Annotated in this window: 15 protein-coding genes; 13 read left to right on the forward strand and 2 right to left on the reverse strand. The window is 42.7% G+C overall.

Going from position 1 to position 14,905, the window contains the following annotated elements; translation table 11 throughout:
- Positions 1–196 precede the first annotated feature (196 nt).
- From pcnB to CYL31_RS18890, 8 genes are all read left to right on the forward strand, one after another.
- Positions 197–1,660, forward strand: coding sequence for a polynucleotide adenylyltransferase PcnB (gene pcnB / locus CYL31_RS18855; RefSeq protein ID WP_212916674.1), 1,464 nt, complete (start codon positions 197–199; stop codon positions 1,658–1,660).
- Positions 1,661–1,674: 14 nt separating this feature from the next.
- The gene (folK, locus tag CYL31_RS18860; RefSeq protein WP_212918942.1) at positions 1,675–2,157 is read left to right on the forward strand and encodes a 2-amino-4-hydroxy-6-hydroxymethyldihydropteridine diphosphokinase; all 483 of its coding nucleotides are present in this window, start codon (positions 1,675–1,677) and stop codon (positions 2,155–2,157) included.
- A 3-nt stretch (positions 2,158–2,160) separates the two neighbouring features.
- Positions 2,161–2,988: a 3-methyl-2-oxobutanoate hydroxymethyltransferase gene (gene panB, locus CYL31_RS18865; RefSeq protein ID WP_212916675.1), complete on the forward strand. Its 828-nt coding sequence runs from the start codon at positions 2,161–2,163 to the stop codon at positions 2,986–2,988.
- Positions 2,985–3,851 carry a pantoate--beta-alanine ligase gene (panC, locus tag CYL31_RS18870; RefSeq protein WP_212916676.1) on the forward strand — a complete coding sequence of 289 codons (867 nt, stop codon included), beginning with the start codon at positions 2,985–2,987 and terminating at the stop codon, positions 3,849–3,851. The genes panB and panC overlap by 4 nt, the downstream gene beginning before the upstream one ends.
- Positions 3,852–4,006: 155 nt before the next feature.
- Complete coding sequence (gene pgi / locus CYL31_RS18875; protein ID WP_212916677.1) at positions 4,007–5,653, forward strand: glucose-6-phosphate isomerase; 1,647 nt, start codon at positions 4,007–4,009, stop codon at positions 5,651–5,653.
- 187 nt (positions 5,654–5,840) lie between these two features.
- Positions 5,841–6,758, forward strand: a complete 918-nt coding sequence (ssp4, locus tag CYL31_RS18880; RefSeq protein WP_212916678.1) for an Ssp4 family T6SS effector — start codon at positions 5,841–5,843, stop codon at positions 6,756–6,758.
- A complete protein-coding gene (locus tag CYL31_RS18885) occupies positions 6,748–7,245 on the forward strand; it encodes a hypothetical protein (protein ID WP_212916679.1) in 498 nt (165 codons plus the stop codon). Before ssp4 ends, CYL31_RS18885 begins: the two co-directional genes overlap by 11 nt.
- Before the next feature lie 104 nt (positions 7,246–7,349).
- On the forward strand, positions 7,350–7,862 hold the full coding sequence (locus CYL31_RS18890) for a hypothetical protein (protein ID WP_212916680.1): 513 nt from the start codon (positions 7,350–7,352) through the stop codon (positions 7,860–7,862).
- Positions 7,863–7,928: 66 nt separating this feature from the next.
- Here the strand turns inward: CYL31_RS18890 and CYL31_RS18895 are convergent, their stop codons facing one another.
- Positions 7,929–8,522: a lipoate protein ligase C-terminal domain-containing protein gene (locus CYL31_RS18895; RefSeq protein WP_249411631.1), complete on the reverse strand. Its 594-nt coding sequence runs from the start codon at positions 8,520–8,522 to the stop codon at positions 7,929–7,931.
- A gap of 106 nt (positions 8,523–8,628) precedes the next feature.
- Here CYL31_RS18895 and CYL31_RS18900 point away from each other — a divergent pair, with 106 nt between their 5' ends.
- The 5 genes from CYL31_RS18900 (at position 8,629) to CYL31_RS18920 (ending at position 13,779) form a co-directional block, all read left to right on the forward strand.
- Entirely contained in the window at positions 8,629–9,258 is a 630-nt protein-coding gene (locus tag CYL31_RS18900) for a TetR/AcrR family transcriptional regulator (protein ID WP_212916681.1), read from the forward strand.
- Positions 9,259–9,324: 66 nt separating this feature from the next.
- Entirely contained in the window at positions 9,325–9,999 is a 675-nt protein-coding gene (locus tag CYL31_RS18905) for an endonuclease III domain-containing protein (RefSeq protein WP_212916682.1), read from the forward strand.
- A 69-nt stretch (positions 10,000–10,068) separates the two neighbouring features.
- On the forward strand, positions 10,069–11,130 hold the full coding sequence (gene dinB / locus CYL31_RS18910) for a DNA polymerase IV (RefSeq protein ID WP_212916683.1): 1,062 nt from the start codon (positions 10,069–10,071) through the stop codon (positions 11,128–11,130).
- A gap of 92 nt (positions 11,131–11,222) precedes the next feature.
- A complete protein-coding gene (locus tag CYL31_RS18915; protein ID WP_212916684.1) occupies positions 11,223–12,758 on the forward strand; it encodes an FAD-binding domain-containing protein in 1,536 nt (511 codons plus the stop codon).
- Between the two features lie 391 nt (positions 12,759–13,149).
- Positions 13,150–13,779: a DUF1349 domain-containing protein gene (locus CYL31_RS18920; RefSeq protein WP_212916685.1), complete on the forward strand. Its 630-nt coding sequence runs from the start codon at positions 13,150–13,152 to the stop codon at positions 13,777–13,779.
- Between the two features lie 101 nt (positions 13,780–13,880).
- Here CYL31_RS18920 and lplA read toward each other — a convergent pair whose 3' ends face one another.
- Entirely contained in the window at positions 13,881–14,894 is a 1,014-nt protein-coding gene (gene lplA / locus CYL31_RS18925) for a lipoate--protein ligase (RefSeq protein WP_212916686.1), read from the reverse strand.
- Positions 14,895–14,905 lie beyond the last annotated feature (11 nt).

Genomic DNA, 14,905 nt, shown 5'->3' on the forward strand with positions numbered 1-14,905 from the left:
CCACTTTGTTTTCGGAACTAGTATCTTCATGTATCCAAAGCGATTATTTTATTTACTGATTAGTAAATAAGCAATCGCTTCTGTTATCTCTTCTATATCGACATACCCATTTTGCTCAAACAATACCATTATCCGTGTAACTTTAGTTCATCACGTGTAGAATGTCCTTTTCGTTAACTTTAAAATTTGTTGTCTAATGCTTACAGGATTAAAATCTCTGGTACGTAAAGCTACCTCACTGTTTGCCTCTCCAAAGGCACAGACTTACCCTATTATTATCCCTCGCAGCGATCACAGCTTATCTCGACAAGACTTAAGCCCAAATGCCGTCAAAGTATTGTATCGCCTAAATAAAGCTGGCTACGATGCATTTCTTGTTGGTGGCTGCGTTCGAGACCATCTTATTGGCATAGAGCCAAAAGATTTTGACGTTGTTACCAACGCCACTCCCGAAGAAGTTCACACCATTTTCTCAAACTCAAGACTCATTGGCCGCCGATTCAAATTGGTCCATGTGACGTTTGGGCGCGAAATCATTGAAGTATCAACATTTAGAGCCAACTCTGCTCAAGATGACAGTGATGACACCGCAGAAGAAAGCACAACTCAAAAATCCCTGAAAGGCAAAGACTCTGCTCGCTCTGCCCACGGCATCGTATTGCGTGACAATGTCTATGGCAATATTGAAGAAGACGCCGAACGCCGCGACTTCACTTTTAACGCTTTGTATTACAATGTTAAGGACTTCAGTATTCACGATTACTGTGGCGGCCTAAAAGACATTGAAAGCAAACAGATTCGTATCATTGGTGACGCTCGTCAGCGTTATCAAGAAGATCCAGTTCGTATGCTGCGTGCGATTCGTTTTGCCGGCAAACTAGGATTCGAACTAGAAGCCGAAACCGCTGCACCGATCAAAGAAATGGCTCACCTGCTAGATCACATTCCACCAGCACGCCTATTTGAAGAAGTGTTAAAACTGCTTGGTAGCGGCAATGGCATTGATACGTTCCATTTGTTGCGCCAGTACGGCTTGTTCCGTTATTTATTTCCAGATACTGACGCTTTACTGCAAAGCGGCTGGAAACGTAATGACATCGATCCTGAAGCCTTCATACTTCAAGGTCTAAAAAACACCGACGACCGCATCCAAAGCGGTAAAACCACAGCGCCCTACTTCTTATACGCTGTACTGCTTTGGCCAAGCGTGGCACTTCGTCATGAAGAGTTCCAAACGCAAGGCATGCCAGCAACACCAGCATTGCACCAAGCTGCCAATATGGTATTAGACAACCAAGTGGCATCGACCGCTATTCCACGACGATTCTCTACGCCAATGCGTGAAATCTGGGATATGCAGTACCGACTACCAAAACGCTACGGCAAACGTGCTTTCTTATTGCTTGAACATCCTCGCTTCCGTGCTGGTTTCGATTTTTTACTGATTCGTGAACTTAGCGGAACCAACTTAGATGGATTAGGCGATTGGTGGGAAAAATTCCAGCATGGCACAGAAAGCCAGCAAAGAGATCTAATTAAAAGCATCGACTCGTTCACTAAAGACAACGAAGGTCCTAAAAAACGCCGCCCACGTCGTCGCAGAAAGAGCAATGGCAATACCGCTAACACAGCTCCACAAAGTGAAGCCTTTGACGAGTAAGAGGATGCGTCTTGATACACGCTTATATTGGCCTCGGCAGTAATCTTGAAAATCCAGTGGCGCAACTTGATCGCGCCATTGACGCCCTAAAGAAACACGACGATCTAAAAAATCTTCGTGTTTCTTCTATTTATGGCAGCAAACCCGTTGGTCCACAGGATCAACCGGACTATATTAACGCTGTCGCCAAATTCGACACCGCTCTCTCCCCTATCGAATTACTCGATTTATTACAAAGCATCGAACAATCGCAACGTCGAGTAAGAGAACGTCATTGGGGACCGCGCACCCTAGACTTAGATCTGTTATTGTACGGACAACAAACAATACAGTTACCAAGGCTAACCGTGCCACATCCCTTCATGCTAGAACGAGGGTTTGTTATAAAGCCGCTTAGCGACCTAGCGCCTGATATGCTCTTAGCAAATGGAAAAACCGTTACCGAGCAATTACAGCAACTTGATACCAGCGATTTGGTCTTTATCAAAGAAGAATGAATTATGTATTCAGATAACTCACAAAGAAAACTCACCAAACCAGTCACTTTATCCACACTCAAAAAAATGAAAGCGGCTAAAGAAAAAATCACCTGCCTAACAAGCTATGACGCATCGTTTACTAACGTCATGAACGTCGCGGGTGTTGAAACTATCTTGGTTGGGGATTCTCTAGGCATGGTCATACAAGGCCAAGACAGTACATTACCCGTTACCATCGAAGATATGTGCTACCACACCGCGGCAGTAAAACGAGGCAATACCAATGCCTTCATCCTCGCGGATATGTCTTTTATGAGTTACAGCAAGCCAGAACAAGCGCTTGATAACGCAGCAAAGCTAATGCAAGCTGGCGCCAATATGGTCAAACTTGAAGGTGGCAGCTGGTTAGCAGATACAGTAAAACTACTAAGCCAACGCGGCATTCCTGTTTGCGCACACTTAGGTCTGACACCACAGTCCGTGCATAAGTTTGGTGGCTACAAAGTACAAGGCAAAAGCCAAGACGCAGCCGACTTATTACTGCAAGAATCTCTAGACCTTGTTGCTGCTGGAGCCGATATCCTTCTGTACGAATGCATACCAACAGAACTGGGCAAAACACTGACAGAAGCCGTTCCTGTACCGACAATCGGCATTGGCGCCGGACACCATACCGATGGCCAAGTTCTGGTTATGCACGACATGCTCGGCATTAATCTAGGTCATACTCCTAAATTCGTTAAAAACTTTTTAACTGACGGTCGAAATGTCACTGAAGCCTTTGAAGCCTACGTACAAGAAGTTAAAGACGTCACATTTCCAGGACCTGAGCACGGATTCAAATCATGAAAACATTCCACACCGTGGCAGAGCTTCGTACCGCACTTAAAATAGAACGTTTGAAAGACAAAAGTATTGTGTTTGTACCCACCATGGGCAACCTCCATGACGGCCACATGTCACTGATTCGCAAAGCAAAAGAAGAAGGTGAAATCATTGTCTCTTCTATCTTCGTCAACCCAATGCAGTTTTCGGATCAAAGTGATTTAGAACGTTACCCAAAAACCTTGGAAGAAGACAAACGCGTTCTTGAAGCCAATGGCTGCAATTACCTATTTGCACCAGATGCACTAGAAATGTACCCAGACGGCAAACGCAGTCAAACACAAATCGAAGTGGTCGGCATTTCTGACATTCTTTGTGGCGCTTCTCGCCCAGGGCATTTTGTTGGCGTTTCTACCGTAGTAACAAAATTATTTAATATTGTTCAGCCAGACTGTGCCATATTTGGTAACAAAGATTTCCAACAACTTAAAGTCATCCAAGACATGGTACGTGACCTAAGTTCTAACGTACGTATTATAGGTGTTGATACCGCGCGCAACGAAGATGGCCTTGCCATGAGTTCGCGCAATGGTTACTTAACAGAAGAAGAAAGACGCATCGCCCCAACAATTTATCAAACCTTGTTATGGGCAAAAGAAGCGCTAATTGAAAACCGTGCGAGTCACGAGGACATTTGCGAACAAGCTCAGCAGAAGCTTGAAGCGGCTGGTTTCCGTCGTGATTATTTCGAAATCCGCGCACAAGAAAATTTACAAACACCATCAGAAGAAGAGAAGCGCCTCGTCATATTGACGGCGGCATATCTAGGTAAAGCACGCTTAATTGATAACCTGCGTGTAGAACTAGATTCACTTTCAACAAACTAGGTGAGATCTTTGCACGATGTCACGAGCAAAACCAAGACGAGGCAAAAACAGACGAGAAAGCGGAGTTTATGGGTTATAAATGAGCATTTTGAGTCTGTTTTTAACAAAGTATTGGTGAGCACAGTAGTCGTGAAAAGGTCTCTAGGGAGATTATAATGAGCTCACCCACAAAATTAACTGCTTGGCAGAAACTAACAGAGCACAAACAAGAAATGGCATCTGTTAGCATGAAAAGCCTGTTTGAAGCAGACCCCAAACGTGCCGAGAAATACACCACTCAAGCGGCAGGTTGGACATTGGATTACGCAAAAAACCGCACCAATGAAAAAACTCTTGGGCTACTAACAGACTTAGTAAAAGAAGCGGGCTTAGAAAAAGCAATTAAAGGCATGTTCAGCGGTGCGCACATCAACAACACCGAAGACCGCTCTGTATTGCACATCGCCCTACGCGCTAGCCAAGCACAAGATTCCCTTATGGTTGATGGTGTTAACGTACTAGAAGAAGTTCGCAGCACTCTTAAGCAAATGGAAAAATTTGTTGCACAACTACACAGCGGTGAATGGAAAGGCTACACAGGCAAACGCATCACCGATGTCATCTCAATCGGTATTGGCGGATCTTACCTTGGGCCAAAAGTTGTCGCTGAAGCCTTAACGCCGTACGAAAAAGACGGCATTAAAGTCCATTTTGTGGCGAACATCGATGGTTCAGACATCACAGGCAAACTGAAGCTAGTGAATCCTGAAACCACCGTTTTTGTGATCTCGTCTAAAACTTTCGGTACCTTAGAAACCTTATCTAACGCTAACGCAGCGCGTGATTGGTTCCTAAGCAACGGCGGCTCACAAAGTGACGTCAGCAAACACTTCGCTGCCGTGAGCTCCAATGTGAAAAAAGCCGTCGACTTCGGCATGGCGGAAGAAAATATATTCCCTATGTGGGATTGGGTTGGCGGACGCTATTCACTTTGGTCAGCTATTGGCTTACCTGTTGCCATTGCTGTTGGCATGGACAACTTCTACGAATTGCTAGACGGTGCTCACCAAATGGACGAGCATTTCCGCACCGCACCATTTGAAGAAAATCTACCGGTTATCATGGGCGCATTAGGCGTGTGGTACATCAACTTCCACAACGCACAAACTCACGCCTTGATTCCTTACGATCATTACCTACGCGCCATGCCTGCTCACATCCAGCAGCTAGACATGGAAAGTAACGGTAAATCGACGCTATTGAATGGCGATGGAGTAGAAACAGACACAGGCCCAATCATCTGGGGTGGCGCTGGCACCAACGGCCAACACGCTTACCACCAGTTATTGCATCAAGGCACACGTCTTGTCCCTGTGGACCTTATCGTGCCATTGGCGTCTCACAACCCAATTGGCGAACACCACGCACAATTATTTGCTAACTGCTTAAGCCAGTCACAAGCCTTGATGGTTGGCAAAACACTTGAGCAAGCGCAGCAAGAACTTCGTGATTCAGGTGCGACAGACGAGCAGATCGCCGCTATCGCGCCACACAAAGTGATCAAAGGCAACCGCCCAAGCAACACCCTACTAACGGATAAAATGACACCCGCCACTGTTGGTGCCTTGATCGCCCTCTACGAGCACCGTACTTTTGTACAAGGCACAATTTGGGGAATCAACTCATTCGACCAATGGGGCGTAGAGCTCGGCAAAGTATTGGGAACAGACATCTACAACCGTCTAGTCAGCGACAGTGACAACAGCGCACTGGATGCTTCTACTCAAGCACTGATCAAAGCGTTCAAGAAAGCTCAGGCTTAACTAAAAAAGAGCGGCTTAGACTTTCTATCATTACATTAAAAACACCAGCCTCGGCTGGTGTTTTTGTTTTGCTATTCTCCGCTAAGAAAAAATGAATTCGCTTTAAAAGACTAACAACAAGGTTGAAATGACCTCAAGTTGACGTAAAATATCGTAACTTATTAGAAAAAGATCAAGGAATGAATCTATGATAGGCTTTATGACACCCTTCCAGCGCGACCAACTTAAGAAAAAAATAGAGTTGAATATCGATCTAAAAAAACTTTTTAATGAGATTGACAAAATATATGCGCTATCAGGTGCAGGAGTCAGATACATTGACTCCAACCTAAATATCATAGAACTCCGTCCCTTTAGCAATGTATGCAGACTAGATCCTATCTATGTAATTCTTCGTGAGCCTTATAAAAACATGTCACCTGAAGAGTTCGCCTCATATTTAAAGCAAAACCAAGATAATCCCAAAGAAAGAAATCTAGTCTTAGAAGTATCTGGTGCTGCCTTAAGCTGTGGAGCTGCTGCTTTGAGCTGGCTAGTAGTTATCGGCACTGCAGGAACTATCCCCCTAACAGCAGGAACAACTTCACCACTAACCTATTTATCAACATCAGCAGCTATTGCAAGCACTATACAGTGCGTAAACGGTGGATTAAGAACTTACAATGAAATTTCTGGGAACGCAGAAACAAATGATGAATTAGATTCCAATCAATGGTACGTGACTATGAGCTATGCTCTTGATGTAATTTCACTCGCAGGGGCTGGAACATCGTACGCAATGACAATAAAAGCAGCTAAATTAACTAAAAAAAGCACAGGTAAAAGCTATATTGATACCTTAAAAGGGTTAAATAGAGCCGACCGAAAAAGGCTCACAGAAGAAGTAATCCGCATGCAAAATCCTAACGTAAATAACACTCTTTTAAAAAAGTACATGCAATCAGGAACATACCCCAAACGTTATTCTAATTTTGGGATAAAAAGAACATATGTAAATCAATTAAAAGACGCTATAGGTGCAAGTCTATCTTTCACAGGCAGCGCCCTATCCGGCGCTGTAAATGGAATGACAATTGGTGTGTGGGAGAATGCTCATGACAAATAAGCTAAAAGCACATGACTCAGACTTCCTATCTCCTCTCCCTCCACTTAGGTTTACTGTATGTTTCCTAGCAGTAACAATATTTACTATAATAACTGCTTCATTAACTTCAGGAATGATACTCAAACACTTTAACTTAACAGCCACCGCTGAATATTTTATCACTATATTTTCAATAGTCCCGCTATTTATATTTGTAAATATGAAAATTGCATGGGGCAATCATTCTTATATTATAACTTTGAAAAAGATCAACGCTGTTGTATTTTTATTATTAGTATTTGAAATAATTTCAGGATTAACAACAAACACGTCCGTGAAAAATTCTTTGGGAGTTCAAATTATAGTTATATGTATGAATGCATTTAATTTATATCTCCTATATTCTGAGACCTACTTTAGCTTTGTTACTTATAAAAAAAATCATATTCGTGTTATGCATAAACTACGAGATGGGAAACCACTAGAAGAAATTGAGATCGAAGACTAAGTTGCATTCGATTAAATTATAAATATGAGACAATATTAGCTTCATTTTAATTCAATATTACTACCCAACCTAGCTGTATAAATACAAATAACCATAGGATCTTAATGAAAAAACTTACTCATGGAGGTCAGCCTAAAACGCATGATTCAGATTTCATAACCCCATACCCTCCATTAAAATATGTAACATATTTCCTAATTGTCACTATTTTAAGTATCTATTCCATATCAATTACATACTCTGAAATAGGAGAAAGCTTTAATATCGAGTCGGATATAGCCTTTATTGTAAGTATACTCATTGGAATACCCTGCTTTATGTTTTTCAACATAAAAATCATTTGGGGACATCACTCTTATATAACGGCATTAAAATACCTTCATGGCTTTCCTTTAATTCTGACAATAATAGCCGCAGGAATTGAATACGCTCAAACAACTCAACTATCTAGCACCCAGCACATAAGGTTTATATCTGCATCAGTAAGCATCATTGCACTTTTTATACTTTACTCTGAGACATACTTCGGCTTTGTCACCTATAGAAAGCATCATATCCGAGTAATGCATAGGCTACATGATGGCAAACCATTAGAAGAAATTAAGATAGAAGATTAATTTTACGATCTATGAGTCGAATAAATCGTTTATTCGGCTCATAGATCTATTCACGTAGGTTTTAACCTAAGAAACCGCCTTCACCAACCACTCTTTCATCTCTTCTAAATCGGCCTTATGGTCTGGATAGCTTTCAATGAGCGAGTCAATACAATCTGCAATGGCATCTGGTCGGTAAGTCACGCCAACCAGTTTTTCTGCAAGCAGTTCAATTGGATCAGGGAAAAGGCTGTCGGTGAAGGTTTTCGCGGCGGTAATTTTCGCGTTGTTCAGGTCGAGGTGAATTTCTACGCCGCCCCATTTGAAGCGTTCGTCTAACGTGTGGGTAAATTGCGGTGATTTACCAAAATTCCAATCCCAGCTTTGTTGCTGAGCGAATTTTTCCAAAAAGCCAGGTAAATCTGGAAAGGCTTCAGGGGAAATCTCTTCTATGACTGGTACTTCGCCGAAGTATTCACAAAACGCTTCGACAATGGCGTCACAGACGAGTTGATGATCAATAGCCGGATACAAGCTGTTTAGGTTGGTGACTCGTGAACGTACGGAAGTGATGCCTTTCGACTGGAGCTTTTTCAGATCTGGGTTTAGGTAATTGGCTAAGCGACTTAAATCTGCCACTACAAAAAGAATGAGGAGGTATACTTTGAAAAGGCGTTGCATTGTGGAAGGCTAACCTTCTCTTGGTTCATTTCTCTTTCTATTAACATAAATTTAGTATCATGTAGACAAGTACGTATTTCAATTAGCATAGAGTTCGTTAAGCATTATGACAATAAAGAAAAAGGGTCGCCCAAAAGCCAGTGAAGCGGGGTTATTTGAAGAAAAGATCTTAGCCTGTGCCACTGACCTATTCATGAGCCAGGGCTATGGTAGAACTTCGATTAGTCAGATTTTGAGTGTTTCAGATTGCGGTAAATCTGCTTTTTACCTGAGGTTTGGTGACAAAGAAAGTTTATTTTCTGCTGTGGTTCAACGTTCAATAAGAACATTGTTTACTGAATTAGGTGAAGCTCCAAAATATGGCAATCTTAACGATTGTCTTCAACAGGTTGGTGAGAAGCTTGCTGCTGGCATGCTCGCTGACAGATGTATTGCTTTTATCAGAATTACTGCGGCGGAAGCTCTTAATTTTCCGCAGCTGGCTCAAAAGGCCTATCAATCGAGCCTCACTGGCTCGGTAGATTACGTAGAATTCGCTCTCAAAACTTTCTTAGAAAGTCGCGATGATGAGCATCTCAGAGAAATTGCAGTAAGGTTTTGTGAGTTAGTAATTCAACCTTTATGCTTTCAAGCTGCTTTTGGCTGTCTCCCAGAAAACTCAAAAGAGCATATCTGTGACCATGTGTCAGATGTAATTGTTCTGTTAAATGCTAAAGGTTTGATTAATAGTCTCTAGGTTTGAATTGACAAAATCTGCAACAAACGACAAAATGGACTGAACAGTCCATTTTTCGGAGGCGTTGTGAATAAGTTGAATCAACAAGGGTTAGCATCAAGTACTGAAATTGCTCAAATCTATGAAATACTAAGCCAGACCTATCCTACGTTCGAGAACACAGATGATCCTTGGATGACAAATGGTTTGTCGAGCACTCCTTTTAGAAGTATTGTTTCTGGATGCCTATCAACTCTGACTATAACTAAAAGAGTCGTAAATGCTTGTGTCCCCTTGTATCAGAGAGTCTCTAATTTCGAAGAACTACTGGCACTTGATGATGAAGAACTAAGACAATTAATTAAGCCTGTAGCACACTACAACAGGAAAACAGTTAATCTCAAGGTGATGGCACGACAGATCCTCGAAGTTCACAATGGTAAGATTCCGGAAACTAGAGAAGAGCTGATGAAGCTCCGAGGTGTAGGCCGCAAAGTAACAGATTTAATGCTCAATTTTGTCTTTTCTAAGGACACGATAGCCGTAGATTCACACGTACTTCGTGTCCTGAATCGCTTAAACATTGTTGAGGCTAAGTCGGCTGAAGAGGCGTCTGTCAAGATCAATCTTGTTACACCGTCATTTTACAAAAAACATGCCCATGAATGGCTAATACAACACGGTATGCAAGTGTGTACAGCCAGAAAACCGAAGTGCTCCGAGTGTTGTGTAAATCAGCTTTGCAAACAATTCGATTCTTAAACAAGCCTTTTTCGACAGTTCAACCAGCCTCTTGTTGAAAGGGCTGGTCTTACTTTGTGGAGACTCCTGTTGCACAAGTTTATACACATAGACATGGACGCTTTCTTCGCGTCTGTAGAAATTCGAGACAGGCCTGAGATAAGTCATAATCCGGTGGCTGTTATTGGAACTGTCAGCAGGTCTCCGGTTCTTGCTACCTGCAACTATCCCGCTCGTGCTGCCGGGCTTCGTTCTGCAATGTTGCTCTCTGATGCTTTCATTATTTGTCCGGACTTAATTACTTTCCCTGCAAGGATGGAGCTTTACAGAAGCGTTAGTGCAGAGATGAAGGAGTTGCTCCTAAAGTACACAGATAAGATTGAAATGCCCTCCTTGGATGAAGCGTATCTCGATGTCTCTGACTCGACAATGTTTGGGGGAAGCGCTACAAAGTTAGCTCAAGCCATCACATTAGACATAAAAGAAAGTATAGGCCTATCGGTCTCCTCTGGGGTTGCACCACTTAAATTTCTGTCAAAAATTGCCTCTGATGTTTATAAACCCGGAGGACTTTGCGTGGTCCCGCCGAATGAAATAGGTGTTTTCATCAGCAGACTAACGTTGGATAAAATTCCTGGGGTCGGACCGTCAACATTAGCAAAACTGAAAGCAGTTGGTTTATTTACGGGGGCAGACATTCAAAGTGCTCCACTGCAACAACTAAAGGCGTTGTTCGGTCGCAATGGTGAGCTACTTTGGTGGAGGTGTCAGGGCGTTGATAGGGCACATGTGGTCGTTCAAAAAGAAAAGCAATCGGTAGGCATCGAACGAACATTACCTAAAAATTTATATGCAGTTGATAGGGCTGTGAATGTTTTGCTAAAAGATTTGCTACCTGAGTTGATGACCAGAGAATCTATTATTTTTTCGAAACGAAAGATTTCGAGGTTATCGGTAAAAGTCCGTTTTACCAATTTCCAAAGTGTCGAGCGTGAAGCAAAAGCAACTCACCTTTGTCATCAAAAACTTGCAGACTTAGTACATCGTTGTTGGGAAAGTGGTCACGGTTCACCAGTCCGCTTGATTGGTTTGTCTGTAGGTTTAACTGATGCCAGTGAAAATGAAGAGCAACTGAGCCTTTTTCATCACTAAGTCAAAATTTAGGATGCAGTGGAGCGGATGTTAGTTCGTCTAAGTGATTTTAAACGTCACAGTTATCAACCCTGATAGAAGAGGTAGTCAGCTTGAACTTACAGGTTGTTTGGTTTAAACGCGATTTGCGAGTTGTAGACCACGAAGCATTATCTCGTGCCAGCTTACTGGGGCCTGTGCTTTGTTTCTACCAGGTTGAACACGAGTACTGGCAATTGCCAGACACAAGTAATCGGCAATGGCTCTTCATTCGTGAATCTCTCTTCGACCTTGCCGAGCAGTTGCAGAATATCGGCGGTCGGCTGGTTCTTTTTGAAGGAAACGTTGAAGTTGCGTTAAAGCAAATTCTCTGCAACTTTGGCCATTTTACTCTACACAGCCACGAAGAAATCGGTAACTTGTGGACATTTGAAAGAGATCAGAAAGTTGCACGATGGTGCAGGCAAGAGCATGTTGATTGGAGAGAATACGCTCAGTTCGGGGTTGTAAGGCCTATTAGTAAAAGGAAGTCCAGATTTAAGGCACATTGGGATGAATGGATTTCCCGACCCCCATCTACGGTGTCTGACAATCCGTATTTCATCAACGCTGAATTACCCTCGGAATTAAAGCTATCAAATTTGCCAACGCTTGTGACCTACGACGAGTTGGATTGTCCGCTTAGACAATTGGGCGGCAGAACAAACGGTTTGCTTATTCTCGAAAGCTTCTTAAATCATCGTAGTGAACGTTACAGAGGATCGATCAGTTCTCCTCTAACGGCGGAAAGTGGATGTTCCAGGTTAAGCCCTTATTTAGCGAACGGATGCCTGAGTCTGAGGGAGATTGCCAATGCAGTGCTATTAGCCCAGAAAAAAGTGCAAAACAGTTTCTGGAAAAAAAGCTTACATGATTATTACACTCGCTTGTGGTGGCACTGCTACTTTATCCAGACTTTCGAGAGTAATCATCATATGGAACATGTAGCGCTTACATCCGCGATGGAAAAGCTTGATCGTCCTTTTGATGCCGATAAATTTGAAGCATGGAGAATGGGGCGAACAGGATGGCCTATGGTTGATGCTTGCATGCGCTGTCTGCACGCTCATGGTTGGATCAACTTTAGGATGAGGGCTATGCTGGTTTCCGTTGCAACCTTTTCTCTTTCCTTACCTTGGAGACCCGTGGCCGAGTGGCTGGCTAAGTTATTTGTAGACTTTGAACCAGGCATACATTATCCACAGATCCAGATGCATAGTGGAATGTCGGGAAATAAAACACTAAGGATTTATAACCCTGTAAATCAAGCGTTTGATCTCGATAGGTCTGGTATTTTTGTAAAAAGATGGATTCCTGAATTAAGGGATATCAGTCACACTTGGATTTTTGAACCTTGGAAAAGTAAAGGTTATTTGAAGACTGGCATTAAATCGGAAGGAGGATCTTTTTATCCTGCTCCCCTCGTAGATTTTGAAATTGTTCACAGAACAGCTAAAGCAAAAATCACAGAGTTAAGAGCGCAGCACAACATTATCGCTGCAAAAGGTTTTAATGAACAAAATCAAAAAAGATCACGCTCTAGCTCTAAGTCATCACGAAAGCGAAAAACGAATGATAATGAAGAAGGGAATCAGCTAAGTTTGTTTTAAATTAAATTAGACCTGACCTGACCTGACCTGACCTGACCTGACCTGACCTGACCTGACATATTGCCTTGAAAAGACAAGAGTGCAATAGCACACAGAACTTAGCCACCTGATCAAAGGCTACACACTGATTCCCGCTCATAGCTAACTGCTGGGGAAATTAGAATCTTTCCATTAAACTGTCAGAGCAGATGTGAGCCGAATAAATCATTTATTCGGCTCAAGGTTTTTATTTAGTTACCAGCGGAAGCTATCAAGACACAACGCCTGACTTTTCAATGCTATCTTTTCACTTAATAGATTCGTTTAAAAAGATTCAAAAACCACCAGAGCAATAAATTCACGGTCAGCATTAATAACAAGACAAATTCAAGAAGGAGCGTAAAGGATTAAAATGGTAGATTTTACAAATGGTAAATGGATTTTTGAGCCAAAATTGAATGAGGTGAGTATAGACTCAGTCTCTATAACAACTGAGCCGAACACGGATCTCTGGCAACGCAGTTACTATGGCTTTCGTAATGACAATGCTCCCGCATTGCAGATCGAATTTGGCGAAAACTTCACCTTTACCGCCAAAGCCAGTTTCACTTACCAAACTCAATTTGATCAATGTGGTCTTATTATCTATCTCGATAGTGAGAATTGGTTCAAAGCCTCAATTGAATACGAAAACCAAGCATTTTCAAGACTAGGAAGTGTCGTAACGAATTTTGGCTACTCAGACTGGGCCACCTCAGATATTCCCTTACCAAAAGAAATCTGGTATCGCTTAAGCCGTCGAGGGGCTGATTTCCTGATTGAATCATCATTTGATGGTATTGTTTTCAATCAAATGCGCGTATTTCATTTGCATCAGCTTGGTGAAACAACGGTCGAGATGGGCAAATGCAACCCACCACAACCCGCAGAGAAATCGGTAAAATTTGGTGTGTATGCGTGCAGCCCTCAGAATTCATCTTTTACCGCTACGTTCACCGATATGAGTTTAGAGCCTTGTAAGTGGCTAGCTCACTCCGCCTAAACCCAACGTCAAAGATAAAGCTTAGACAATCAGGATGTTGCCAACTGTCTTTCATCATGTGAGCCGATTAAGCGAATTATTCGGCTCACATGGGAATTGGTCTAAGAAACCGCCTTCACCAACCACTCTTTCATCTCTTCTAAATCGGCCTTATGGTCTGGATAGCTTTCAATGAGCGAGTCAATACAATCTGCAATGGCATCTGGTCGGTAAGTCACGCCAACCAGTTTTTCTGCAAGCAGTTCAATTGGATCTGGGAAAAGGCTGTCGGTGAAGGTTTTCGCGGCGGTAATTTGAGCGTTACTCAGGTCGAGGTGAATTTCTACGCCGCCCCATTTGAAGCGTGCGTCTAACGTGTGGGTAAATTGTGGCGATTTGCCAAAGTTCCAATCCCAGCTTTGTTGCTGGGCGAATTTTTCCACAAATCCAGGTAAGTCTGGAAAGGCTTCAGGGGAAATTTCTTCTATGACTGGCACTTCATCAAAGTATTCACAAAACGCTTCGACAATGGCGTCACAGACGAGTTGATGGTCAATAGCCGGATATAAGCTGTTTAGGTTGGTGACTCGTGAACGCACTGAGGTGATGCCTTTCGACTGAAGCTTTTTCACATCTGGGTTTAGGTAATTGGCTAAGCGACTTAAATCTGCATGTAGCAATAAAGTGCCATGGTGAAAACCGCGATCTTTGGTTTCTTTGTAGGCGGAGCCAGAGAATTTACGCATACCATCACCTTCTCCCACCACTAAATCGTTTCGGCCATTGGCGTAGCCTTCAATACCGAGCTTCTTCAAGCCTTGCAAAACAATCTCGGTGGAGACTTCTTTGTTGTATTCAGGTTTGCCCGCCATAAAGGTAAAGTTAGTATTGCCTAAATCATGAAATACCGCACCACCACCACTTTGACGACGAGCAAGGTGTATTTGGTCTTGCTCCATCTTGTTGATATTACATTCTTTCCACGGGTTCTGAGAACGGCCAATCACCACAGTTTCAGCATTTCGCCATAAAAACAACACGCGCTGATCCGCTGGCATAGAGCGAAAAATACAATCTTCCACCGCCAGGTTAAAATGAGGGTTATTAGAATGGGAGATTAGAATTCGGCTAGCCATGGCATTTTCTC

Source organism: Marinomonas sp. A3A, from assembly GCF_018336955.1.
Lineage (GTDB): Bacteria > Pseudomonadota > Gammaproteobacteria > Pseudomonadales > Marinomonadaceae > Marinomonas > Marinomonas lutimaris.

What these genes read in the sequence shown, in the direction of transcription:
- CYL31_RS18885 (WP_212916679.1), top strand. Translation starts at nt 6,748, where the DNA reads ATGACAAATAAGCTAAAAGCACATGACTCAGACTTCCTATCTCCTCTC.
- pcnB (WP_212916674.1), top strand. Translation starts at nt 197, where the DNA reads ATGCTTACAGGATTAAAATCTCTGGTACGTAAAGCTACCTCACTGTTT.
- pgi (WP_212916677.1), top strand. Translation starts at nt 4,007, where the DNA reads ATGAGCTCACCCACAAAATTAACTGCTTGGCAGAAACTAACAGAGCAC.
- CYL31_RS18920 (WP_212916685.1), top strand. Translation starts at nt 13,150, where the DNA reads ATGGTAGATTTTACAAATGGTAAATGGATTTTTGAGCCAAAATTGAAT.
- CYL31_RS18895 (WP_249411631.1), bottom strand. Translation starts at nt 8,522, where the DNA reads ATGCAACGCCTTTTCAAAGTATACCTCCTCATTCTTTTTGTAGTGGCA.
- CYL31_RS18900 (WP_212916681.1), top strand. Translation starts at nt 8,629, where the DNA reads ATGACAATAAAGAAAAAGGGTCGCCCAAAAGCCAGTGAAGCGGGGTTA.
- panC (WP_212916676.1), top strand. Translation starts at nt 2,985, where the DNA reads ATGAAAACATTCCACACCGTGGCAGAGCTTCGTACCGCACTTAAAATA.
- ssp4 (WP_212916678.1), top strand. Translation starts at nt 5,841, where the DNA reads ATGATAGGCTTTATGACACCCTTCCAGCGCGACCAACTTAAGAAAAAA.
- CYL31_RS18890 (WP_212916680.1), top strand. Translation starts at nt 7,350, where the DNA reads ATGAAAAAACTTACTCATGGAGGTCAGCCTAAAACGCATGATTCAGAT.
- panB (WP_212916675.1), top strand. Translation starts at nt 2,161, where the DNA reads ATGTATTCAGATAACTCACAAAGAAAACTCACCAAACCAGTCACTTTA.
- lplA (WP_212916686.1), bottom strand. Translation starts at nt 14,894, where the DNA reads ATGGCTAGCCGAATTCTAATCTCCCATTCTAATAACCCTCATTTTAAC.